Below are 22,317 nucleotides of genomic sequence, written 5' to 3'. Positions count from 1 at the left end.
GCTGAGTAGTTGTCTGCTGGCTGTTCGCCACGATGAGGGACCTCTTTGTCACGGGGAGGATTACGCCGATGTGGTGCGCCCCAGGGAACCGGCCAGCTTCTTGACCACCTCGGAGGCCATCACGGCCTGCCCCGAGGTCGAGAAGTGGAGCCGGTCCTCGCTGAGCAGGTTGTCGCGGTCGTTGACCGGGTGGTCCCACATGTCCACCACGACGGCGCCGTATTCGGAGGCCAGCGCGCGGACGATCTCGTTGACCGCGGCGATCCGCTCCGGCCAGTCGGGGAAGCCCGGGACGACATACGCCCGGCCGAGCGTGAAGGTGGTCAGCAGGGCACCGGTGCCCTTCGCCGACTCGTACATCCGCCGAAGCGTTCGCTCGATCTCAGCGAAGTCCGGCCTGCGCCGCACGATGTCGTTGGCTCCGCAGGGCAGATGGAGCAGGTCCGGGGAGAAGGCGACCATGCGGGCCGCCTGCCTTTCGAGCACCTGGGCGGTCGTCGCCCCGTTCTCGCAGACGTTGAGGTACTCCAACTCCGGCCGGACGGCCCGCAGCACACCAGCCACCCGGTCCGACCAGCCCTGGTCCCGGTAGCCCGGGGTGGGATCCCCGACTCCCGCCGAAAGGCTGTCCCCAATAACGGCGAACCTGCGCCACGGGGCCCCGGCCAGCAATGCCGCGGCGTCCGCCTGGTCCAGGCAGAACGGGTCGGTCGCCTCGGTGAAGGAAGGTTGCATCACGGAGAAGAACATACAGTCGGTCGTATGTATTTCTCAAGAGCCCGTGGCTCAGCTCTTCACCGGCACCCGCTCCTCCTCCCCACTCGCCTCCTCCGCCGCAGCAACAGCCACCCGCGCCCGCGGCCCCTGGAAGACGTACGCCAGCCCGAAGCCCGCGCCGACGACGGCGGCGCCACCGACCGCGTCCAGGACCCAGTGGTTGCCGGTCGCGACGATGGCCGAGACGGTGAACAAGGGGTGCAAGAGCCCCAGCGCCTTCATCCAGGGCCTGCGGGCGACGATCGCGATGGCCAGGCCGCACCACAGGGACCAGCCGAAGTGGAGGGACGGCATCGCCGCGTACTGGTTCGTCAGCGCGGTCAGGGTGCCGTAGTCGGGCTGGGTGAAGTCCTGGACGCCGTGGACGGTGTCGATGACGCCGAGCGTCGGCATCAGGCGGGGCGGGGCGAGGGGGTAGAGCCAGAAGCCGACCAGGGCGAGCAGGGTGGTCAGGCCGAGGCTGGAGCGGGCCCAGCGGTAGTCGACCGGGCGGCGCCAGTACAGGACGCCGAGGACGGTCAGCGGGACCACGAAGTGGAACGACGTGTAGTAGAAGTCGAAGAACTCCCTCAGCCAGTCGATCTTCACCACGGCGTGGTTGACCGCGTGCTCGATGTCGAGGTGCAGGAAGCGTTCCAGGGACAGGATCTGCTCGCCGTGCTCCTCCGCCCGCGCGCGGCCCGCCGAGTTGCTGCCGCCGGTCGCCGCGAGGCGGACCTGCTGGTAGGCGGCGTACGTGACGCGGATCAGCAGCAGTTCCAGGAGGAGGTTCGGGCGCGTCAGCACTCTGCGCAGGAAGGGCAGGAGGGGGATGTGCCGCCAGCGGGCCTCGACCTGCGGGGCGTACCGCGTCGGGATCGGCTCCTGGTAGTACGGCGAGGTCCGGGAGAGGAAGGGGAGGGCGGTCGCGGCCAGCAGCGCCGCGAGCAGGACGGCGTTGTCGCGCAGGGGGTACAGCGTCGCCATGTTCGGCAGCAGCATCTTCGCCGGCAGGGTCATCACCAGTACGACCGCTACCGGCCAGACGAACCGGTCCGAGGCGCGCCTGCCCACCCGGCCGACCACCGCGAGCAGCACCCACAGCAGCTGGTGCTGCCAGGCCATGGGCGCGACCACGATCGCCGTACAGCCCGTGACGGCGACGGCGAGCAGGAGCTGGCCGTCGCGGGCGTAGCGCACCGCCCGGCGCAGGCCGAGGACGACGACGGCGGCGCCCAGCGTCAGGAACAGCGCGATCTCCAGCGGTCCTGACAGGCCGAGCCGCAGCAGGGCGCCGTGCAGGGACTGGTTGGCGAGCGCGTCGGCCGCGCCGCCGAGGCCGGTGCCGGCCAGGTGGTGGACCCAGTAGGTGTACGAGTCGTGCGGCATCGCCGCCCAGGCGAGCGCGGTGAGGGCGGCGAGGGTGCCCGCCGTGGTCGCGGCGGCCTTGCGTCTCTCGGTGAACCACAGCAGCGGCGCGAACAGCAGCAGCGTCGGCTGCAGGGCCGCCGCCAGGCCGATCAGGACCCCGCCGGCCCGCTGGCCGCGTACGGCGAAGCAGCCCAGCAGGACCAGCAGCACCGGGATGATGCTGGTCTGGCCGAGCCAGAGGGTGTTGCGCACCGGCAGGGACAGCATGAGCAGGCAGATCGCGACGGGCGCCGCGAACAGCGAGGTGCGCCGCCCGGCCGGCTGGGGCAGGGCCCGCGCGGCGACCAGGCCGAGCGCGACCACCAGCAGCAGCGTGCCGAAGGTCCAGCCCCAGCCGAGTGCCTGTTCAGCCGAACGAGTGAGGGGCTTGAGGACCAGACCGCCGAACGGCGTGCCCGTGAAGCGCGAGGAGTCGTACAGCGAGCCCTCCACATGCAGCACGCCGTCCGGGCCCACCCAGGTCTCCAGGTCGGTCAGCCGCTCGCCGCGCGGCGAGCCGAGGACCACGGCCATCTGCCGTACGGCGAGGACCACGGCGACCAGCCATACGGCGAGCCGGGCCGCGCGCAGCCGGGTCCGGGCCGCGCCGACGGCCGTCGCTCCGAGGGCTTCCACCGGTCGTCCGCTGTGCTCCGCATTCGCCACGCCTCGTCGGCCTCCCGCCCCGTCCGTCTCGTGTACGTGAGGTGCTTCTGCGAACCCTATGGGGGTTCGCCCCCATAGGAGACAGACGCGGACGGCCCTCGGTCCACCTGACGTCCGAACTCGTTTTGTCCGGATCACGATGATCGGGAAGGACTTGGGCCGCCGCCTGCCGCAGGGAGGTGGAACGCAGCAGGTCGGGCCGGGAACCGAAGCTTCCGCAAAGTCGTCGCAAGCTCGTAGTCGGCTCTTGGGAGGGCTCGGGGGAATGGCCGGTTTCTTGCGGTTCGAACAGGCGCGCGCACGGCGACACCTGCGGGTGCTGACGGTCCTGCTGGCGCTGCTCGGCGTCCAGCTCGGCACCCAGCTGGTGGCACCCGCGTACGCCTGCGGCTGCGGCGCGATGCTGCCGGACGCGCGACAGCGGGTGCAGGTGGACCGCGAGGAGTCCGTGGTCCGCTGGGACGGGGGCCACGAGCAGATCGTGATGCGGCTGACGGTGGGCGGCGACGCCCGGCGTGCCGCCTGGATCATGCCGGTGCCGCACCGCGCGACCGTGCGCCTCGGCGACCCCGGTGTCTTCGACGAGCTGGCGTCCGCGACCGCGCCCGTACACCGCGACCGGTACTACTTCTGGCCCCGCGACGGCGACTGGCCCTTCGACTCCACCGACGGCGACACGGCCGGGGCGCCGCCCCGCGCGGACGCCGCCGCGCCCGGCGTCGGCGTGGTCGGCCGCCAGCGCCTCGGCCCCTTCGACGTGGCCCGGCTGACGGCGACGGACCCGGACGCCCTGGAGGGCTGGCTGCGCGACAACGGCTTCACGTTCCCCGAGCGCCTGAGGGTGGCCCTGCGGCCCTACGTGGAGCTGGGCTGGGAGTACGTGGCGATCCGGCTGGCCCCGGATGTGGCGGAGACGCCTGCCGGCTCCCCCTCCCCCTCGCCCTCACCGTCGTACGGCCTTCCCTCCGGGGGTGTGCTGGCCGGTGCGCTCGATCCGCTGCACCTCAGCTTCGCCGCCGAGGAGCCGGTGTACCCGATGCGGCTGTCGCGGCTTGCGGCGACCCCGCAGTCGCTGGGCCTTTACGTGCTGGCCGACCACCGCATGGAGCCGCGCTCGCGGATCGGCGGCGAGCGGCCGGAGGTGACCTTCGCCGGGCGGCTCACGACGGCCGGCTCGGGGCCGCTGGCGCGACTCGCGCAGGGGACGCCGTATCTCACGGCGATCACGCAGGAGTTCCCCGAGCCGTCCCGGATCTCCGGCGACCACGAGCTGACCCGCGCGGCCACGGACGCGCCGTACCAGCAGGTGATCCACGACGGCCGGCTGCTCATGGTCGGGGGTGTCCCGGCGTGGCTGCTGACGGTCGGTGGAGGACTGGTTCTGGCCTCGGGGGCGGCAGTTGTCGTGTTCCGCACCCGCAGCAGGCGCAGGACGGCTACATTCGTTAGGGCAGCTAGTTAGCGCTTCTAACGAAGATATGAAAGGCACGGTACATGAGCCAGTCAGAGCCCTGGGACGAAGTCGACGCCTACTTCGCGGACCTCCTCGCGCAGGACGACGACGCCCTCCAGGCCGCCCTGCGCGAGAGCGAGGCCGCCGGTCTCCCGCCCATCGCCGTCTCCGCGCCACAGGGCAAGCTGCTCCAGCTCCTCGCCCAGGTCCAGGGCGCCCGCACCGTCCTGGAGATCGGCACCCTCGGCGGCTACAGCACCATCTGGCTGGCCCGCGCCCTCCCGGAGGACGGCCGGCTGATCTCCCTGGAGTACGACGCCCGGCACGCCGAGGTCGCCACCCGCAACCTCGCCCGCGCGGGCCTCGACAAGATCGCCGAGGTGCGCGTCGGCGCGGCCCTGGAGTCCCTGCCCCGCCTCGCCGACGAGAACCCGCCGCCCTTCGACCTGGTCTTCATCGACGCCGACAAGGTCAACAACCCGCACTACGTGGAGTGGGCCCTGAAGCTGACCCGCGCGGGCAGTCTGATCGTCCTCGACAACGTCGTCCGGGGCGGCCGCGTCCTGGACGCCGACAGCACCGCACCCGACGTCCAGGGCACCCGCGCCGCGCTCGAACTCATCGCCACGCACCCGCGGTTGAGCGGCACAGCCGTCCAGACGGTGGGCACGAAGGGCTGGGACGGCTTCGCGCTCGCGCGGGTGCTGTGAGACCGGGACCCGGTCAGACCTCGTGGTAGAAGCCGACGTTGACGCTGCGGGGCGCGGTGCGGTCCTGGACGACGATCTCGCCGTTGCCGCCGCGCGGCAGCCGTACCGTGCCGCCGTACGCGATGGTCTGCGCGTACTCGCCGACCGCGAGGCGCACCTCGGAGGACGGCTCGGCCTGCGAGCCCCGCAGCCACGTCACCTGCCACACCCCGTCGGGTCCGCAGGCGAACTCCAGGTGCGCCCGGGACACGAACAGCCAGTCGTCCGGCGTCACCAGCCGGCACACGGACTTGTCCCGGCCCACCCGCAGCACGGCGCCGGGCTCGCTGGGCGCGTCCGCCATGAGCATTCCGGCCGTGGCGCCCGCGTCCGCCCCGGAGACGGTGGCCATGGTCAGTTCCAGCACGTGCGCTCCCCTTGGAAGGTCCTCGAACGGCGGCGGCCCGGTCGTTTCGCCGCCGCCGCATACTAAAACGCCCGAGGGGGTCCCGTCCGGCACAATGGGCTCATGACCGAGCGAAAGCCACCGGGCGTCAGCTTCGAGTCCTGGACCGACAAGCAGATCCGCGACGCGGAGGCCCGCGGCGACTTCGCCCGACTTCCCGGCGCGGGCAAGCCCCTTCCCGCCGACGTCGAGCAGCCCTACGAGGAACTGTGGTGGATCAAGCGGAAGATGGCCCGCGAGGGCCTGGCGGTCCTCCCCCCGACCCTCGCCCTGCGCAAGGAAGCCGAGGACGCTCTGGCGGCCGCGCTGCGCGCCCCCTCGGAGGGCGCCGCCCGCCGCATCGTCGAGGCGATCAACCCGAAGATCCGCGACATGATGTTCCGCCCGCCGCCCGGCCCTCCCCTGGGCCTGAAGCCGTACGACGTCGACGAGGTCGTACGGCACTGGCGCGCGGTCCGGGCGAAGAAGGAGCACCCGGACGGTTAGGTCCGGGTGCTCTCGGTCCGCGGGGCGGTTCGTCTCGCGGTCGGGTTCGCGGTTCGGGTCTCGGTCGGGCTCGGGGTTCGGCTCTCAGGCGATGTCCCCGCGGTCCGTCCGCTGGGGGTACTCGGCCGACCGCGGTGTGGGCGCCACCGTCGGTGACTCCTCCTGCGGCTTGGCCATCGCGTCCCGCTGGGCATCGGTGGCGGCGGGCCGGGCCTCGGGCCGCATGGAGCCCGCCTCGGACCCGGACAGCATGGAGCCTGCCGATCCCGTGCCGTTGTGGGCGCCGTCGCCGCCGCCCTCGTGCAGCAGCAGTTCCGCCAGCTCGCGGTAGTCCCGCAGGGCGAGGCGGAGTTGTTCGGTGTCGTCGGCCGTGCTGCCGGGCGCGTCGGCGTTCTGCCAGGACATCCGCAGGGTGCGCCGGCGCCGGGTGACGGCGTCGGTGAAGCGCGCGGCGATCTCCTCCAGCGTGCGGTCGGCCTCCTCCACGGCGTGCCGGGGTTCGTCCACGAACTCGGCCACGGCGTGCTGGAGCCGCTGCTCGAGCCGGTCGCACTCCTCGCGTGCCAGCAGGGCGGTGTGGCCGCCGGCCGGTCCTGTCACCTGGGTCATATGCCTCGACTCCCCTTCTTGTCCGCGCCCCCGGCTCCGGCCCCCACCAGGTCCTCGAACAGCTCGCGGGCCTCGACCATGGCCTCGCGCATCTCCTCGGTGGCGGTCCGCTCCTCGGCCACGCCGTTCCCGTCGGGCTCGTGGGCGAGGCGATGGACGTGCCGGTAGCCCTGCACATGCACGGCGTGGTGCACGGAGAGGGCGGACAGCTGGTCGTCGTAGTGCGAGCTGTCCGGGAAGCCCCGCGCCTCCGCGGCCTCGGCGAGCAGATGGTCCGCCTCGGACACGGCCGCGCGCGGCGCCTCGACGAACAGCTCCTGCGCGGCCGCCCAGCGGGCCTCGAACCGCTCGCGCCGGACCGGGTCCAGCGGCTCCGGGTGGAGGTCGCCGTGGCGTTCGACGCGCTGGTTCAGCTCGCGCTCGGCGGCCTTGGTGTCCCCGTCGTGCCGGGCCACGGCACGGTCGTACTCGGGTCCGAAGCGCCGCCGCAGGTCCCGCCCGCCGCGCGGGCTGCGGGCCCGCAACGCCAAGAAGGCGGCGACGGCGATGACCAGGACCGCCCCGATCACGATCAAAGCGATGATCAGTCCTGTGGACATGGATGCCTTCCGGGTTCTCGATCCCCGTCGGCCCTCTCGTGGGGCCGGTTTCGAGGGCCGGGTTGCCCGGGAGGCCCGCCTGAAACGGCCCCGGCCGGGCCTGACCGGCGTGTTTCGGCCAGATCCGGTGTGCTTAATCGTTTGCGCCGTCCGCCGGACGCCTCCGGAGAATGGCCCGCATGACCACGTGGACCATCGCCCCCGAACCCGTCGACTCGCCGGCCGCCGCCGAGCTGTGGCGCCTCTACTACACCGAGGTCAGCGACCGCTGGTACCTGCTGCACCAGGGCCGTCGCACCGACCCCGACGAGCTGGAACGGGAGATCGCGGCCGGGGCGGTGGACGGGCTCGTACCCCCCGCGGGGCGGCTGCTGCTGGCGCGCTACGGCGGCGAGCCGGCCGGCATGGCGGGCGTCCGGCTGAAGGACGCGGGGACGGGGGAGCTGAAGCGGGTGTTCCTCAAGGAGGGCATGCGCGGCAAGGGCGGGGCGACCCTGCTGGTGACCGCCGCCGAGGCCGTGGCCCGGGAGCTGGGCGCGCAGCGGATGATCCTCGACACCCGCAGCGACCTCGTCGAGGCGCGCACGGTGTACGCCCGGCTCGGCTACCGGGAGACGGAGCGGCACAACGACGATCCTTACGCGGAGCACTGGTTCACGAAGGAGCTGGCTGTGAACTGAGGTTTCAGGCGAGCGGGACGCTTTCACCTCGTCCGCGCCACCGCCCCGTCCTCATGCGGCTCCTCCCGTTCCGAGCCGCACAGTTCGCCGTTCAGCTCCTTGACCAACTGGACGAGGTCGGTGGGACGGTCGGGGCCCCACCAGTCGCCGAGCATCTCCGCCAGGGACTCCTCCCGGGCATCGGCCAGCCGCTCGGCGACCTCGCGGCCCGTGTCGGTCAGCACCAGCTCGATGCCCTCGCGCCGGGCCAGCCCCCGCTCCTCCACCTGCCGGCCGGCCTCGATGATCACGCCCAGCGGAACCGGGGTGCGGTCGGCCAGCACGGCCGGCTCCACAGCCCCGTACCGCTTGATCCGCAGCAGCAGCCAGCTCGCCGCGGGCAGCAGGTCGTACCCGGCGCGCGCGGTGATCCTCCGGTAGACCTCGCGCCGCCCCTCGCGCGTGCCCAGCGTCGACAGCGCCCGGCACACCTCGTCGTACGACGACCGCTCGACCGGGTTGCTGGCCAGCGTCTCCGTCACGTCCGGCGCGGTGACCGACGCCCGCAGCCGGTCCTCCCGCAGGAACCACGCCAGCACGAACCCGAGGAGCGCGACCGGGGCGGCGTACAGGAACACGTCGGTGATGGCGGAGGAGTACGCGTGCAGCGCGGCCGGGCGCAGCGGCGGCGGCAGCGAGCCGATGCCGCGCGGGTCGGAGGCGAGCGAGTCGGCCGACACGCCGGGCGGGAGCTGTGCGCCGCGGAAGGCGTCGGAGAGCTTGTCGCCGAGGCGGCCCGCGAAGACCGTGCCGAAGACGGCGACGCCGAAGGAGGCGCCGATGGAACGGAAGAAGGTGGCGCCGGAGGTCGCCACGCCGAGGTCCTCGTACCCGACGGCGTTCTGCACGATCAGGACCAGGACCTGCATGACGAGGCCGAGTCCGAGGCCGAAGACGAAGAAGTAGACGCTCATCTCGGCGGTGGCGCTGTGCTCGTCGAGCTGGTGCAGCAGGAGCAGTCCGAGGGTGGTGACGGCGGTGCCGGCGACGGGGAAGACCTTCCAGCGGCCGGTGCGGCTGACGATCTGGCCGGAGACGGTCGAGGACAGCAGCAGGCCCAGCACCATCGGCAGCATGTGGACGCCGGACATGGTCGGGCTGATGCCGTGCACGACCTGGAGGAAGGTCGGCAGATAGGTCATCGCGCCGAACATGGCGAAGCCGACGATGAAGCTGATCACGGCGGACAGCGTGAAGGTGCGGATGCGGAACAGCTTCAGCGGCAGCACCGGTTCCGCGGCCCGCCGCTCCACCGCCACGAACGCCACCGCCAGCAGCACGCCGAGCACCGCGAGCCCGATGATCTGCGCCGAGTCCCAGGCCCAGGTGGTGCCGCCGAGGGACGCGACGAGGACCAGGCAGGTGGCGACGGAGGCGATGAGGAACGTGCCGAGGTAGTCGATGGTGTGCCGGGTCGACTTGGGCGGCAGCCGCAGCACGGTCGCGATCACGACGAGCGCGACGGCGCCGACGGGCAGGTTGACGTAGAAGACCCAGCGCCAGCTCAGATGCTCGGTGAACAGTCCGCCGAGCAGCGGTCCGAGGACGCTGGTGGCGCCGAAGACCGCGCCGAACAGGCCCTGGTAGCGGCCCCGGTCGCGGGGCGGGACCAGATCGCCGACGATCGCCATCGACAGCACCATCAGCCCGCCGCCGCCCAGCCCCTGCACGGCCCGGAACGCGATCAGCTGCGGCATGTCCTGGGCGAGCCCGCACAGGGCGGAGCCGACCAGGAAGATCGCGATGGCGGACTGGAAGAGCCGTTTGCGGCCGTACTGGTCACCGAGCTTGCCCCACAGCGGGGTCGCGGCGGTGGCGGCCAGCATGTACGCGGTGACCACCCAGGACAGATGCTCCAGGCCACCGAGGTCGCTGACGATGGTCGGCAGCGCGGTGGACACGATGGTCTGGTCGAGCGCGGCCAGCAGCATCCCGAGCAGCAGGGCGCCGATGGAGACGAGGACATTGCCGGGGACGTGCTCCTCACCGGCCTGCCCCCGCGGCACCCGCAGCGTCTGTCCGGTGTTCCCCTGCGCGTCGTGGGCCATGAAGACCTCCCGAGGCTCTCTTCGACAACTCCATCGTGGTGGGTGTGTCCGGTTATGGCCTGTCGAGTCCCGTGGGAGGCCGAAATTCCGGGGGCTTCGGGCGGATGCGGTGGTCGTGTCTGCATAATCACGTGTGTTCGCTAGGGGGAGGACCGAACACATGACCGACACACAGGGGCATCCGTGCCCGGAATGCGGGGCGTTGCGGGGGCCGGACAACACCCCGTCCTGCGGGTGCGCCCTGCGCGCGGCCGAGGCACTGCTGGAGGCCCGCACGGCGGAGGCGGCCGCGGCGGAGGACTTCGACCCCCTGCGCATCCGCCCGTACGTCGACCTGGACGGGGCGGGGGCCGTCGTGGACGCGGCCGGGGCCGGGGCGGGACCGGCGCACACGGGGCCGTACGGCGACACGGCCGGGGCCGGGGCGGACCACGCGCACGGACGGTCCTACGGCGACCGTGACTCGGCCGGGACCGGGGCGGGCCCAGCGCAACCACGGCCGTACAGCGACACGGACCGGGCCGGAGCCGAGCCGGGGCCCGCGCACCCGCAGTCGTACACCGGAGCCGAGCCGGGGCCCGCGCAGCCCGACGACGAGCCCACCCAGGCCCTGCCCCCGGTGCCGGCCGCCGCCGCGGCCGAGGCGGCCACCGCGGCTCTGCCCACCCCGCTGGCGCCCCCCGCGGTGCCGCCCAGTGAGAACGACCTGCGGCTGTTCGAGACGGTTGCCGTGAGGCCGGGCCCGGCGGGAGGGGGCCGGGGCGTGTCGCGCCGGGGCCGCAGGAGCCGTACGGTGCTGCTCGCGGCGGGCGGAGCCGTCGTCGCGGTGGTGGCCGCGGCGGGGCTGGCGAGCGGGATGTTCTCCTACGACACGCCGACGCGGGACACCGCGCTGCCGAGCGACGTCCGCGAGGCCGCGCCCGAGGTGCGCACGAGCGAGGCGGCCGACCCGGCGCCCGCCACGTCCGGCACGTCGGCGAGCCCCACGACCGCGTCCCCGTCGCCCTCGGTGTCCGAGTCCGCGTCGGAGAGCCCGAGCGAGAGCGCGTCGCCCTCGCCGTCCGAGTCCAGTGCGTCGCCGACCCCCACGCCGTCGGCCACTGCGTCGCCGACCCCGACGGCCACGACGGCCTCCGCGGAGCCGGTCGAGAGCGAGGACGGCGGCGCGGTGCTGCGCCGCGGTGACTCCGGCAGGGAGGTCGCCGAGCTCCAGGACCGGCTGCGGCAGCTGTACCTCTACAACGGCGAGATCAACGGCAACTTCACACCGCCCGTCGAGGACGCCCTGCGCAACTACCAGTGGGCCCGCGGCCTCCAGGACGAGTCCGAGCTGGGCGTGTACGACCAGCCGACCCGGGCGATGCTGGAGTCGGAGACCGACGAGCCGTAGGCGCTCGGACCTACAGCGCCTGATCCACGTACAGCCGGATCTCCCCGTCCGGCCCGGCCTCCACCCGCACCTGGGTGAGGTCGCGGACGAGGACGTCCGGGCCGTGGAAGCCCGCGCGCGGGCCGATGCCCACGACGCGCATGCCCGCCGCGCGGCCCGCCTGGATGCCCGCGCCGGAGTCCTCGAAGACGACACAGTCGGCGGGGTCGACGCCGAGTTCGGCGGCGCCCTTGAGGAAGCCCTCGGGGTCGGGCTTGCTGGCACCGACGGACTCGGCGGTGACGCGGACGTCGGGCAGCGGGAGCCCCGCGGCGGCCATGCGCGCGCTGGACAGGGCGACGTCGGCGGAGGTCACGAGGGCGTGCGGCAGGCCGCGCAGGGCGGCGAGGAACGCGGGCGCGCCGGGGACGGGGACGACGCCGTCCATGTCGGCGGTCTCCTCGGCGAGCATGCGGGCGTTGTCGGCGTGGTTGTGCTCCATGGGCCGGTGCGGCAGCAGCACGGCCATGGAGGCGTGGCCCTGGCGGCCGTGGACGACCTTCATGACCTCGTCGCCGTCGAGCCCGTGCCGCTCGGCCCAGCGCCGCCAGACGCGTTCGACGACGGCGTCGGAGTTGACGAGGGTGCCGTCCATGTCGAGCAGGAGGGCACGGGCGGTGAGCACGGTCGTGGCCGTCATCGGCAGCATCTCCAAGCAGGTCAGGGGGCGCGGGGGGTGGCCCCGCCGTCTCCCCCGGAGGAACAAGGCGGCCCCGCCCGCCGGTCAGGGAAAACGGGCGGGAGCCACTTTGTTTCTCCACGGTACAAAACATTTCCGGCATCGCGCCAGCCTCTGCGGAAACCTTCACCTTCCGTTCAGCTCGCCCGGCCGTCTCATCCGGCCACGGCCTCCCACAGGCTCCACAGCCCGAGGCCCAGCATCAGCAGCGCGGCGATCTTGGTGATGAGCACCAGCGGAACCCGCTTCATCAGGGCCTTTCCGCCCACGATGCCCAGCCCGGCGACCGCCCACAGGGCCAGCACCGCACCGAGACCGACGGACAGCGGATCGTCGTAACGGGCGGCGAGGTTGGCGGTCATGATCTGCGTGAGATCGCCGAACTCGGCGACCAGGATGAGCATGAACCCGGCCCCGGCGACCTTGAAGAACGACTGGTTCTCCGGCCGGCGGACCTCCTCCTCGTCCTCGTCCTTCTTCATCAGCAGAACGGCCGCGCCACCCAGGAACAGCACACCGGTCAGCGCGTGAAGGATCTGCTGGGGCAGCAGCGTGAGCACGCTGCCGGCCGCGACGGCGAGCGCGACATGCAGCGCGAAGGCGGCGGCGACGCCCGCGAAGACGTAGGAGGCGCGGTAGCGGGTGCCGAGCACGAGACCGGCGAGCGCGGTCTTGTCGGGCAGCTCGGCGAGGAAGACGACGCCGAAGACGAGCGCCGTGACGGACAGGCTGATCAAGGTTCCTCAATCGGTCGGGACTGCCCCCACCGAGAGTGCGTGAACCCTTCGGACGCGACCTCGGCAAGGGCAGCGCACGTCACCCCTGCCGTACGGCACGGGCGGGCACTGCTTGCCGAAGGTCTCGCTGGCCGGTCCTGGTGAGGACCCGGCTCCGGGCGCCGGCCCAGCCTGGGCTGAGCAGTATGTCGACGGTCCGGCGAAGAGCTACTCCCCTTCTGCGCCGCCCATCGTACGCGAGGAGAAGTTCGAACCCGAACCTTGTCGTGTCATGCGCACGTCACTAACTTCTCACCCGGCGCACATCCGTTCGCAACGCCCCACCGCGAGCATTCCCACGCCCGCACGCAACACCCCCACACCCCAAGGGAGTTCAGCATGGCCAGGTTCTACGCGCGTCGACGCCTGAGCATAGTCGCGGCACTCACCGGACTCATAGCCTCCGTCGGCCTCTTCAACGGCCCGACCGCCTCCGCCGCCCTCCCCACCCCGGTCAGCGGCGCCACGGCCCGCAGCTACCTCGCCGCCCTCACCGTCGCGACCGAGGACCGCACCGGCTACAGCCGCGACCTCTTCCCGCACTGGATCACCGTCTCCGGCACCTGCAACACCCGCGAGACGGTCCTCAAGCGGGACGGCTCGAACGTCGTCACCGACTCCTCCTGCGCCGCCACCAGCGGCAGCTGGTACTCCCCCTACGACGGCGCCACCTGGACCGCCGCCTCCGACCTCGACATCGACCACCTCGTCCCGCTCGCCGAGGCCTGGGACTCCGGCGCCGACAGCTGGACCACCTCCCGCCGCCAGGCCTTCGCCAACGACCTGACCCGCCCGCAGCTCATCGCGGTCACCGACAACGTCAACCAGGCCAAGGGTGACCAGGACCCGGCCACCTGGATGCCGTCGCGCACCGCCTACCGGTGCACCTACGTCCGCGCCTGGGTACAGGTGAAGTACTACTACGGCCTGTCGGTCGACTCGGCCGAGAAGACCGCACTGCAGAACTACCTCGCCCCCTGCTGACCGGAACCTCGCCCGCAGCCCCCTCCTTCCGTACCGTACGGGGCGACGAAGGAGGGGGTCGCGTGGCGGGACTCCGGCTCGGACCACTGCTCAGACACACCGGCGACTCGTCCGCGACCGTCTGGGTCGAGACGAGCCGCCCCTGCACCACCGAGGTGCGCTGCGCGGACGGTGCCCGCGGCTCCGCGGCCACCTTCCAGATCGCGGGGCACCACTACGCCCTGGTCGAGGTGACGGGCCTCACCGCCGGCACCTCGACGGCGTACGAGGTGATCCTGGACGGCACACGCGTGTGGCCGCTGCCGGACGCCCCGCCCTCCGAGATCCGCCTGACCGGACGGGACGGGCCGGTCCGCGTGGCCTTCGGCTCCTGCCGCTGGGCCGCTCCCCCGGCCGGCGAGCCGGACCCGGTCGGCCCCGACGCCCTCGACACCCTCGCCGCCCGCCTGGCGGCCGACCCGCGGGCCGAGCGGCCCGACGTCCTGCTGCTGCTCGGCGACCAGGTGTACGCCGACGAGACCTCCCCGGCGTTCCGGCGCCGGCTGGCGGCGCGCCGCGACCTGAAGGACCCGCCGGGCAGCCAGGTCGCGGACTACGAGGAGTACACCTGGCTCTACCACGAGTCCTGGCTCGACCCGGAGGTGCGCTGGCTGCTGTCGACCGTGCCGAGCCTGATGATCTTCGACGATCACGATGTCGTCGACGACTGGAACACCTCCGCCTCCTGGGTCGCCGACATGCGGGCCACGTCCTGGTGGCGCGAGCGGGTGCTGGGCGGGCTGATGTCGTACTGGGTCCACCAGCACCTCGGCAACCTCAGCCCGGCCGAACTGGCCGCCGACCCGCTCTACGCCGCCGTACGCGAAGTCCCCGACGGCACCGAGGCGTTGCGCGCCTTCGCCTGCCGGGCGGACGCCGACCCGGCCTCCGTGCGCTGGAGTTACCGCCGGGACTTCGGGCGGGTGCGCGTGCTGATGGTGGACAGCCGGGCGGCGCGGGTGCTGGCGGAGGACGCGCGCGCGATGCTCGACCCCGGTGAGGCCGCGTGGCTGCGGGCGCAGGCCCTGGACGCGCGGGACGAGGTCGACCACCTGCTGATCGGCACCTCGCTGCCGTGGCTGCTGCCGCACCTGGTGCACGACGCCGAGGGCTGGAGCGCGGCGCTGTGCCGGGGCGAGGAGGGGTCACGCCGGGCGCGGTTCGGGGAGCGGCTGCGGCGGGCGGCGGACCTGGAGCACTGGGCGGCGTTCCCGGGCTCCTTCGAGGCGCTTGCGGCGCTGATCGCCGAGGTGGGCTCGGGTCCCGGGGCGCCCGCGAGTGTGCTGGTCCTCTCCGGGGACGTGCACCACGCGTACATCGCCGAGCCGTCCTGGCCGGCCGGGTCGGGCCCCGAGGCCCGGACGCTCCAGCTGACCTGCTCCCCGGTGCACAACTCCGTGCCGCTGTCGATGCGGCTGGGCTTCCGGTTCGGCTGGAGCCGGCTCGGGCGGGCGCTGGGGCGCGCCCTCGCCGGGCGCGGAAAGGTGCCGCGGCCCTCGATCGACTGGCACAGGACGGGCGGGCCGTGGTTCGGCAACCAGTTGATGACACTGACGCTGCGGGGGCGCGGGGCGATGCTGCGGCTGGAGCGGGCCCGGGCGGAGTCCGGGGGCGGCGGCAAGGGCGAGGGTGGGGCGCGTCTTGTGACGGTGGAGGAGGTCCGGGTGACGGAGGACGGGGCGGGATCAGGGGGCGGGGCGCGTCAAGAGTGGCTAAATGTTGAAGTTGCAAGCAATGATGAGGTCACCCTAACCTTTCGGTCACCCGCTCGGCACGTCCCCCGGCCGGTCCGCCCCGGACCGGTCCGACCGAAGGAGTCTCCCCCTATGACCGACCGACTGAACTCCGCCCAGCCCTACGTCCTAGGCCTGTTCCGCGTGGTCGTCGGCCTGCTCTTCGCCTGCCACGGCGCCGCCTCGCTCTTCGGCGTCCTGGGCGGCGCCGCCGGCACGGGCGGCACCATCCCCTCGGGCACCTGGCCCGGCTGGTACGCGGCCGTCATCCAGCTCGTCTGCGGCAGCCTGGTCCTGCTGGGCCTGGGCACCCGCGCCGCCGCGTTCCTGGCCTCCGGCTCCATGGCGTACGCCTACTTCGACGTGCACCAGGGCTCGGCCCTGTGGCCGCTGCAGAACGGCGGCGAGGCCTCGGCGATGTTCTGCTGGGCCTTCTTCCTGCTGGTCTTCACCGGCTCCGGCGCCTTCGGCCTGGACCGCCTGCTCACGCGCCGCTCGGCGGGGCGGACGGAGCAGGCGGCGGAGACGTCGCCCGTCGCGGCGTAAGCCGGTGCCGTACGGCGCCCTTCCCCTCGGCATGCCGGGGGAAGGGCGCCGTTCCCGTGTCCGGGTCAGCCCGCGCCCGTGACCCAGCCGAAGGGCACGGTGAAGCAGCCCACGCGGGTGCCCTCGCCGCCGGGCCGGTCGTGGAGGACGACGGAGGACGCCTCGCCCTGCCGGAAGCCCCAGCTGTGATGCGCGGCCGCCTCGGCGGAACCGTCGGCGCGAGGGGCGAAGTCCAGCCACACCTCGTTCTCGGGGCCGGCGCGGTGCTCGCCGGTGCCGGACGCGTGCCGGTAGCGCTCCCCGGCCGCGGCCGGGTCGGCGCCGCAGGGCTTCTGGTGCACCTGGACGCCGTAGGCGTGGCCCGGCTTCATCCCTTCGACCCGCAGCCGGACGGTCGTGGCACCGAGGGGCTCGGTGTGCTGGGAGACCTCGATCCAGGCGGCGGCCGGGACGAGGTCCATGTCGTACGTGATCGCCGCCGACGGCACGAAGGCGGTGGGCGGGGCGAACCGGGCCTGCGTGCGCATCCAGTAGCCGTCCGCGCGTCCGTCCGCGCCTGCCACGTGTCCGCCCGCGCCGCCGGGGCCTGTGGCGACCAGGGCCGCCGCGACGGCTCCGGCGCAGAGAGCTCCCACCATGATCTGTACCGTCCCTCGCATCAGGTTCGTGTGTTACGCGCCTTATGTACCCGTTCATCGGCTGCGGGTCCGCTCCCGTTGCCAGGTGACGCGGCGGTGAAGGCGGCGTGCCGGGCACACGAGCCCCCTGTGAACCTCCCGTCACAGCCGCCGCGTACGCTGTATGGCTGTCAACGGCCCCTCTTGCCGCTCCCCGCGCGCCATCGCGGCAGGCCGGGCCACGGGGGGTCGTACGGGGAGTGGTTGTGTTCGAGAGTCTCGGCTCATTGGCCGGAAGTCCATGGATCTATGCCCTGGTGGGCGTTTCCGTCCTGCTCGACGTGTTTCTGCCGGTGCTGCCCAGCGGGGTGCTGGTGATCATGGGGGCCACCGCGGCCGCCGCGGGGACCGGCGCCGCGGCCGGCCGGGTCCCGCACGACGTGCCCGACATCCTGGCCCTGACGCTGTGCGCCGCCACGGCCTCGGTGCTGGGCGACCTCGTCGCGTACCGGCTGGCCTGGCGCGACGGCACGCGGCTGGCCCGTGCGATCGCCCGCTCGCCGCGGCTGGCCCTCGCGCAGGAACGTCTCGGTACGGCCCTCGCCCAGGGCGGTGGCGCGCTGGTCGTCCTCGCCCGGTTCGCCCCGGCCGGCCGCTCGGTCGTCTCCCTCGGCGCGGGCGCCGCCCACAGCCGCGCCCGCGACTTCCTGCCCTGGTCCGCCCTTGCCGGCCTCTCCTGGGCCACCTACAGCGTCGCCCTCGGCTACTTCGGCACCCACTGGCTCGGCGCGGGCTGGCTCGCCACCGGCGTCTCGGTCCTGGCCCTCTTCGCGGCCGGCTCCGGCGCGGCGTACCTGATGCGCAGACCGCGCGAGGTCGCGGAGCCTGCGTAGGCCGGGCCCCTAGCTCGCCCTTCTGACCGCCGCCCCCTGTCCCCGCACCTCCAGGCCGGACAGCAGCGCGGCCGTCGCCTCGGCCACGGCGTCCACGGCCTGGTCGAAGACCTCGCGGTTATGAGCTGCCGGGGCACGGAAGCCGGAAACCTTCCGGACGTACTGGAGGGCAGCGGCCCGGATGTCGGCCTCGGTGGCCTCCTCGGGCAGCACGGGCGGGCGGAGGGTCTTGATGCTGCGGCACATGCCTCCAGTGTTGCGCCGCAGGATGCGCCGCGCAGGCGAACGTCCACCCCCAGCGGAACCGGAGGAAATACATCCGGCCACTCCCCCCTTGTGCCGATCATGACCACTTTGGAGATCACTTACATCGGCGGCCCCACGGCTCTTCTCACCCTGGGCGGACTGCGGCTGCTGACCGACCCCACCTTCGACGCGCCGGGCGAGTACGCGGTCGGGTCGCGGACGCTGGTCAAGAAGGTCGGGCCGGCGGTCGGGGTGGAGGAAGTGGGGGTGGTGGACGCGGTGTTGCTGTCGCACGATCACCACCCGGACAACCTCGACACCTCGGGCCGTGCCTATCTCGGCGAGGTGCCGGTCGTGCTGTCGACTCCGTCGGCGCACGCGCGCGTGGGCGGCCCGGTGCGGGGTCTGGCGCCCTGGGAGCATGTCGAGGTGGAGCGCCCCGACGCCCCTGGCACCCCGCTGCGCGTCACCGCCGTACCCGCGTTGCACGGCCCGGAGGGGTCGGAGCCGCTGGTCGGGGAGGTCACCGGGTTCGTGCTGTCCGGTGAGGGCCTGCCGAAGGTGTACGTCAGCGGCGACAACGCCTCGCTGGACCGGGTCCGGGAGATCGCCGACCGCGAGGGCCCGTTCGACGTGGCGGTGCTCTTCGCGGGGGCCGCCCGCACGCCCCTCGTGCCGGACGCCCCGCTGACCCTGACCAGCGAGCGTGCCGCCGAGGCGGCCACCCTGCTCGGCGCCCGGCATGTCGTACCGCTGCACTTCGAGCACTGGGGCCACTTCACCGAGGACGGCCCCACGCTGACCAAGGCCTTCGAGGCCGCCGGCCTGTCCGAGCGGCTGCATCTGCTGAGCCCCGGCGGTTCCGTGGCCCTGCCGCCTCTGTCATGATCGACAACGAGGCGGCCACCGCATCGGGGCCGACCGACGACAAGGAGCCACATCCATGGCGCACGACAACCTCGGCATCGCCGTACTAGGACCCGGTGGCGTGGGCGGCCTGCTCGCCGCGCTGCTGTCCCGCGCGGGCCACCGCGTGATCTGCCTGGCCGGCGAGAAGACGGCCGACACCCTGCGCACCTCCGGGATCAGCGTCCGCAGCGGCCTCTTCGGCGACTTCACCGCGCGCGTGGAGGCGGACACCGAGCTGCGCGAGCCGGTCGACGCCTGCCTGGTCACCGTGAAGCAGACGACGCTCGGCGAGGCTCTCGCGCGCGTGCCGGCCGAGGCCCTCGGCGACGGACTGCTGGTGCCGTTCCTCAACGGCGTCGAGCACCCGGCCACCCTGCGCGAGCACTACCGCGCCGACCGGGTCGCGCCCGCGGTGATCCGGGTGGAGTCCACGCGCGTGGCGCCCGGGGAGATCGAGCACGGCAGCCCGTTCGCCGAGATCGACCTCGCCGGGGACCCGGTGCCGGACGAGCGCCTGGACGCCCTCGCGGCGGCCTTCACCGCGGCCGGCCCGAAGACCCGGGTCGTGCCGGACGAGGCGGCCGCGCTGTGGGCCAAGATGTCCTTCCTCGCACCCTTCGCGCTGCTCACCACCCGGCTCGGCCTCCCCCTGGGCGAGGTACGCACCGCTCACCGCGCGGAGCTGACGGCCCTGGTCGAGGAGACGGCCGCGGTCAGCGGCGCCAGCGGCGGTCCGGCCGAGCCGGCCCAGGCCCTCGCCCGCTACGACGCCTTCCCGGCCGCCACGAAGTCGTCCATGCAGCGCGACGCCGAGGCCGGCCGACCGCTCGAACTGGACGCCATCGGCGGCGCGTTGCTGCGCGCGGCGCAGCGCCACGGGGTGCCGGTGCCGGTGGCGACGCGGCTGGTGTCCGAGCTGACGGCGACGGCCGGCTGAGCCGCTCGCCTCTGCGGTACACGCGGGTGTCCTGGGCGGATCGACGCCCTGGGCACCCGCGCGCGCATGCGCCCCGAACACTCGTTCATCCGCCGGTACACCGTTCGTGTGAACCACGGGAAGCTGCTCGCACCTCAAAATCGAACAGGCGTAGCATTGCCGCGTGGCAACGACCTATGACTTCCCGAGCGACCTGCTAGCCGGTCAGGAGGAGCTGCATCAGGTCCGGGCCGAGCTGTCGGCCCTGCTGAAACGTCTTCCCTGGTCGGTGGAACCCCTCGACGGCTTCAGCGACAGCGGCGGCTGGCGCAAGGTCGAGCGCCCCGCCTCCCCGGGCTGGACCGAGGACGAACAGGCCGAGGTGGAGAAGCTCCGCCGCCGCGAACACGAACTCGCCGTCTTCATCACCACCCACCGCTTCTGGTCGGAGATCTCCGGCCCGGACCGCGTGACCGCACGCTCCCAGCTCAAGCATGCCCATGAGAACGCCCACAAGGACGCGGAAAGCTGAACGCCCCCCGAAAGCGCGGGCGTTAAGCTGACCGGCCGTGATCATGGTGTTCACGACAAGCCGCCCGCGCCGCCGGGCGCGAGAGTCTCAGGGGGATGACGGCGTGAGCAAGATCGAGGAGTTCGAGGAGCTGCGGCCGCTGCTGTTCTCGATCGCCTACCGCATGCTGGGCAGCGTGAGCGAGGCCGAGGACGCCGTACAGGAGACCTGGCTGCGCTACGCCGACACCACGACCGTCCCGAGGTCGACGAAGTCGTTCCTGTCGGCCACGGTCACCCGGATCTCCATCGACGTACTGCGTTCCGCGCGCGTGCGACGGGAGGAGTACGTCGGCCCCTGGTTCCCCGAACCGCTGCTGAACGACCCGTACGACGATCCCGCGCGGTCGGCGGAACTGGCCGACTCGGTGTCCATGGCGGCCCTGGTCCTCCTGGAGCGGCTCAGCCCGCTGGAGCGGTCGGTGTTCGTGCTGCGGGAGGTGTTCGCCTTCGGCTTCGACGAGATCGCCTCGGCGGTGGGGCGTTCGGAGTCGGCCTGCCGGCAGCTGCTGGTGCGGGCGCGGCGGCACATGGAGGCCGGGCGGCCGCGTTTCACGGCGGACGACGAGGAGCGCCAGAGGCTGGCGACCCGCTTCTTCGACGCGCTGCGGGACGGCGACGTGGGCGGACTCCAGGACCTGCTGGCCGCCGACGTCCAGTTCGTCGGCGACGGCGGCGGCAAGGCCCCGCAGCTGGCCAGGGCCGTCGTCGGCGCGCAGAACGTGGCCCGCCTGCTGGGCTCCGTCTTCCCCCTGATGGCCCGGGTCGACATCACCTTCGAGCCGCACCGGATCAACGGCCAGCCCGGCGCGATCTTCCGCGACCGCGACGGCCGCGTCCTGCACACCCTCGCCCTCGACGTCGTCGACGGCCGCATCGAAGCCATCCGTACGGTGATCAACCCCGACAAACTGGCCCACCTCGGCCCGGTCGGCGACGCCTGGGCCGCGGACCGCGAGGTACGGCAGGCCCGCCGCTCATGAGAACGGCCCCCCGGAGATCACTCCGGGGGGCCGTCGATGTGGGCGCGGACGGTTTCGAACCGCCGACATCCTGCTTGTAAGGCAGGCGCTCTACCCCTGAGCTACGCACCCGTGAACGAGTCGACAGCCTACATTGCCGGGGGTGGTGCCCCGCAAACCCTTAGAGGTTCCGGGGGAAAACCCCACCATGAATCCGGGAGCGGCCCGGATCCCCCGGTGCCCGGGCGGACCGTACGGTCGGAGAGTGTCGTACCGGCCGCCGGGCCGGGCGCAGTCGTCTTCAGGGAAGACCAGGGGGAATCGTCATGGGCAGCTCCGTCATCGTGCGCACGGCCGTCATCGCCGGTGCCGTCGCACTCGTCGTCGGCGGGCTCGCCGGATGCGCGTCCTCCGGGGACGACAAGAAGCCGGAGAGCCGTTCCTTCGCACTGGAAGGACGCACCCTCACCATCGACTCCGAGGACTCGGCGCTGGAGATAGTCGCCGTGGACGGCGGGCAGCGGGACAGCGTCGAGGTCACCCGGTGGTTCGACGGCCAGGTGGTGCTCGGCGACAGCCCCGACATCAGCTGGGCCATGGCGGACGACCGGTTGAAGCTCCGGGTGGACTGCTCGGGGTTCATCGCCGACTGCGAGGCCAGACACCGTATCGAGGTGCCGCGCGGCATCGAGGTGAAGGTCGAGGACGGGGACGGAAGCGTCGAGGCCAGCGGCTTCCACGACGCCCTCAGCATCCGCACCGGCGACGGCTCGGTCCGGGTCAGCGACAGCACCGGCCCGCTGGACCTGCGCACCGGGGACGGCTCCATCCGCGCCGAGACGACCGCCCGGCAGGTCAACGCCGAGACCGGCGACGGCTCCATCCACCTCGACCTGGGCGCCGTGCCGGACGTGGTGAAGACCCGCACCGGCGACGGCTCGGTCCACCTCGAGCTGCCCCGCGCCACCTATCACGTCACCACCCGCACCGGCGACGGCTCCGTCCATGTCGACGTCCCCCGCGACGACTCCAGCCGCCACCTGATATCCGCCCAGACCGGCGACGGGGGCATCACGGTCGACACGGCCGACACGGCTGGATGAAGCCGGCGCGGCCC

General features: G+C 72.8%; 23 protein-coding genes, 1 tRNA gene and 1 pseudogene. 14 read left to right on the top strand and 11 right to left on the bottom strand.

Annotation, left to right across the window (positions count from 1 at the left end; all coding sequences use genetic code 11):
* Positions 1–60 precede the first annotated feature (60 nt).
* A complete protein-coding gene (locus RKD23_RS26390) occupies positions 61–735 on the bottom strand; it encodes an SGNH/GDSL hydrolase family protein (RefSeq protein WP_424858337.1) in 675 nt (224 codons plus the stop codon).
* A 51-nt stretch (positions 736–786) separates the two neighbouring features.
* Positions 787–2,832, bottom strand: coding sequence for a bifunctional glycosyltransferase 87/phosphatase PAP2 family protein (locus tag RKD23_RS26385; protein ID WP_424855928.1), 2,046 nt, complete (start codon positions 2,830–2,832; stop codon positions 787–789).
* 265 nt (positions 2,833–3,097) lie between these two features.
* On the opposite strand from RKD23_RS26385, the gene RKD23_RS26380 reads away from it, so the two are divergent.
* Positions 3,098–4,294 (top strand): DUF2330 domain-containing protein, encoded by a 1,197-nt coding sequence (locus RKD23_RS26380; RefSeq protein WP_424855927.1) that lies wholly within the window; start codon positions 3,098–3,100, stop codon positions 4,292–4,294.
* A gap of 32 nt (positions 4,295–4,326) precedes the next feature.
* The gene (locus RKD23_RS26375; RefSeq protein ID WP_424855926.1) at positions 4,327–4,995 is read left to right on the top strand and encodes an O-methyltransferase; all 669 of its coding nucleotides are present in this window, start codon (positions 4,327–4,329) and stop codon (positions 4,993–4,995) included.
* A gap of 13 nt (positions 4,996–5,008) precedes the next feature.
* Here the strand turns inward: RKD23_RS26375 and RKD23_RS26370 are convergent, their stop codons facing one another.
* Positions 5,009–5,401 carry a hypothetical protein gene (locus RKD23_RS26370; protein ID WP_404034922.1) on the bottom strand — a complete coding sequence of 131 codons (393 nt, stop codon included), beginning with the start codon at positions 5,399–5,401 and terminating at the stop codon, positions 5,009–5,011.
* Between the two features lie 102 nt (positions 5,402–5,503).
* Between RKD23_RS26370 and RKD23_RS26365 the strand changes: the two genes are divergently transcribed.
* On the top strand, positions 5,504–5,926 hold the full coding sequence (locus RKD23_RS26365) for a DUF1992 domain-containing protein (RefSeq protein ID WP_424855925.1): 423 nt from the start codon (positions 5,504–5,506) through the stop codon (positions 5,924–5,926).
* Between the two features lie 84 nt (positions 5,927–6,010).
* On the opposite strand, the gene RKD23_RS26360 is transcribed toward RKD23_RS26365, so the two are convergent.
* A complete protein-coding gene (locus RKD23_RS26360; RefSeq protein WP_424855924.1) occupies positions 6,011–6,535 on the bottom strand; it encodes a hypothetical protein in 525 nt (174 codons plus the stop codon).
* On the bottom strand, positions 6,532–7,134 hold the full coding sequence (locus RKD23_RS26355; protein ID WP_424855923.1) for a hypothetical protein: 603 nt from the start codon (positions 7,132–7,134) through the stop codon (positions 6,532–6,534). The genes RKD23_RS26360 and RKD23_RS26355 overlap by 4 nt, the downstream gene beginning before the upstream one ends.
* A 179-nt stretch (positions 7,135–7,313) precedes the next feature.
* On the opposite strand from RKD23_RS26355, the gene RKD23_RS26350 reads away from it, so the two are divergent.
* Entirely contained in the window at positions 7,314–7,814 is a 501-nt protein-coding gene (locus tag RKD23_RS26350; RefSeq protein ID WP_424855922.1) for a GNAT family N-acetyltransferase, read from the top strand.
* A 23-nt stretch (positions 7,815–7,837) separates the two neighbouring features.
* On the opposite strand, the gene RKD23_RS26345 is transcribed toward RKD23_RS26350, so the two are convergent.
* On the bottom strand, positions 7,838–9,901 hold the full coding sequence (locus tag RKD23_RS26345) for a DHA2 family efflux MFS transporter permease subunit (RefSeq protein WP_424855921.1): 2,064 nt from the start codon (positions 9,899–9,901) through the stop codon (positions 7,838–7,840).
* Positions 9,902–10,061: 160 nt separating this feature from the next.
* Between RKD23_RS26345 and RKD23_RS26340 the strand changes: the two genes are divergently transcribed.
* Entirely contained in the window at positions 10,062–11,291 is a 1,230-nt protein-coding gene (locus tag RKD23_RS26340; protein ID WP_424855920.1) for a peptidoglycan-binding domain-containing protein, read from the top strand.
* Between the two features lie 10 nt (positions 11,292–11,301).
* Here RKD23_RS26340 and RKD23_RS26335 read toward each other — a convergent pair whose 3' ends face one another.
* Positions 11,302–11,970, bottom strand: a complete 669-nt coding sequence (locus tag RKD23_RS26335; protein ID WP_424855919.1) for an HAD family hydrolase — start codon at positions 11,968–11,970, stop codon at positions 11,302–11,304.
* A 194-nt stretch (positions 11,971–12,164) separates the two neighbouring features.
* Positions 12,165–12,746, bottom strand: coding sequence for a TMEM165/GDT1 family protein (locus RKD23_RS26330; RefSeq protein ID WP_424855918.1), 582 nt, complete (start codon positions 12,744–12,746; stop codon positions 12,165–12,167).
* 378 nt (positions 12,747–13,124) lie between these two features.
* Here RKD23_RS26330 and RKD23_RS26325 point away from each other — a divergent pair, with 378 nt between their 5' ends.
* From RKD23_RS26325 to RKD23_RS26315, 3 genes and pseudogenes are all read left to right on the top strand, one after another.
* On the top strand, positions 13,125–13,769 hold the full coding sequence (locus RKD23_RS26325; RefSeq protein WP_424855917.1) for an HNH endonuclease family protein: 645 nt from the start codon (positions 13,125–13,127) through the stop codon (positions 13,767–13,769).
* A gap of 62 nt (positions 13,770–13,831) precedes the next feature.
* A pseudogene (locus RKD23_RS26320) lies at positions 13,832–15,481 on the top strand (alkaline phosphatase D family protein); the annotation flags it as partial.
* Positions 15,482–15,634: 153 nt separating this feature from the next.
* Positions 15,635–16,087 (top strand): DoxX family protein, encoded by a 453-nt coding sequence (locus tag RKD23_RS26315; protein WP_424858335.1) that lies wholly within the window; start codon positions 15,635–15,637, stop codon positions 16,085–16,087.
* A 65-nt stretch (positions 16,088–16,152) separates the two neighbouring features.
* Here RKD23_RS26315 and RKD23_RS26310 read toward each other — a convergent pair whose 3' ends face one another.
* Entirely contained in the window at positions 16,153–16,725 is a 573-nt protein-coding gene (locus RKD23_RS26310; protein WP_424855916.1) for a superoxide dismutase family protein, read from the bottom strand.
* A 245-nt stretch (positions 16,726–16,970) separates the two neighbouring features.
* On the opposite strand from RKD23_RS26310, the gene RKD23_RS26305 reads away from it, so the two are divergent.
* Complete coding sequence (locus RKD23_RS26305) at positions 16,971–17,597, top strand: DedA family protein (protein ID WP_424855915.1); 627 nt, start codon at positions 16,971–16,973, stop codon at positions 17,595–17,597.
* 9 nt (positions 17,598–17,606) lie between these two features.
* On the opposite strand, the gene RKD23_RS26300 is transcribed toward RKD23_RS26305, so the two are convergent.
* Positions 17,607–17,843: a DUF2277 domain-containing protein gene (locus tag RKD23_RS26300; RefSeq protein WP_424855914.1), complete on the bottom strand. Its 237-nt coding sequence runs from the start codon at positions 17,841–17,843 to the stop codon at positions 17,607–17,609.
* A gap of 99 nt (positions 17,844–17,942) precedes the next feature.
* Here RKD23_RS26300 and RKD23_RS26295 point away from each other — a divergent pair, with 99 nt between their 5' ends.
* The 4 genes from RKD23_RS26295 to RKD23_RS26280 all read left to right on the top strand — a co-directional run bounded on the left by RKD23_RS26295 (position 17,943) and on the right by RKD23_RS26280 (position 21,221).
* A complete protein-coding gene (locus RKD23_RS26295; protein WP_424855913.1) occupies positions 17,943–18,731 on the top strand; it encodes an MBL fold metallo-hydrolase in 789 nt (262 codons plus the stop codon).
* Between the two features lie 55 nt (positions 18,732–18,786).
* Positions 18,787–19,689 (top strand): ketopantoate reductase family protein, encoded by a 903-nt coding sequence (locus tag RKD23_RS26290; RefSeq protein WP_424855912.1) that lies wholly within the window; start codon positions 18,787–18,789, stop codon positions 19,687–19,689.
* 163 nt (positions 19,690–19,852) lie between these two features.
* On the top strand, positions 19,853–20,200 hold the full coding sequence (locus RKD23_RS26285) for a hypothetical protein (protein WP_404034955.1): 348 nt from the start codon (positions 19,853–19,855) through the stop codon (positions 20,198–20,200).
* Between the two features lie 103 nt (positions 20,201–20,303).
* Positions 20,304–21,221 (top strand): RNA polymerase sigma-70 factor, encoded by a 918-nt coding sequence (locus RKD23_RS26280; protein WP_424855911.1) that lies wholly within the window; start codon positions 20,304–20,306, stop codon positions 21,219–21,221.
* Positions 21,222–21,260: 39 nt separating this feature from the next.
* On the opposite strand, the gene RKD23_RS26275 is transcribed toward RKD23_RS26280, so the two are convergent.
* Positions 21,261–21,332, bottom strand: a tRNA-Val gene (locus RKD23_RS26275).
* Between the two features lie 194 nt (positions 21,333–21,526).
* On the opposite strand from RKD23_RS26275, the gene RKD23_RS26270 reads away from it, so the two are divergent.
* Positions 21,527–22,303 (top strand): DUF4097 family beta strand repeat-containing protein, encoded by a 777-nt coding sequence (locus tag RKD23_RS26270; RefSeq protein ID WP_424855910.1) that lies wholly within the window; start codon positions 21,527–21,529, stop codon positions 22,301–22,303.
* Positions 22,304–22,317 lie beyond the last annotated feature (14 nt).

It is taken from the genome of Streptomyces sp. SAI-170 (assembly GCF_049739565.1).
GTDB lineage: Bacteria > Actinomycetota > Actinomycetes > Streptomycetales > Streptomycetaceae > Streptomyces.
Note: the sequence above shows the minus strand (reverse complement) of the source record. Positions and strands in the feature narration are given on the sequence as shown.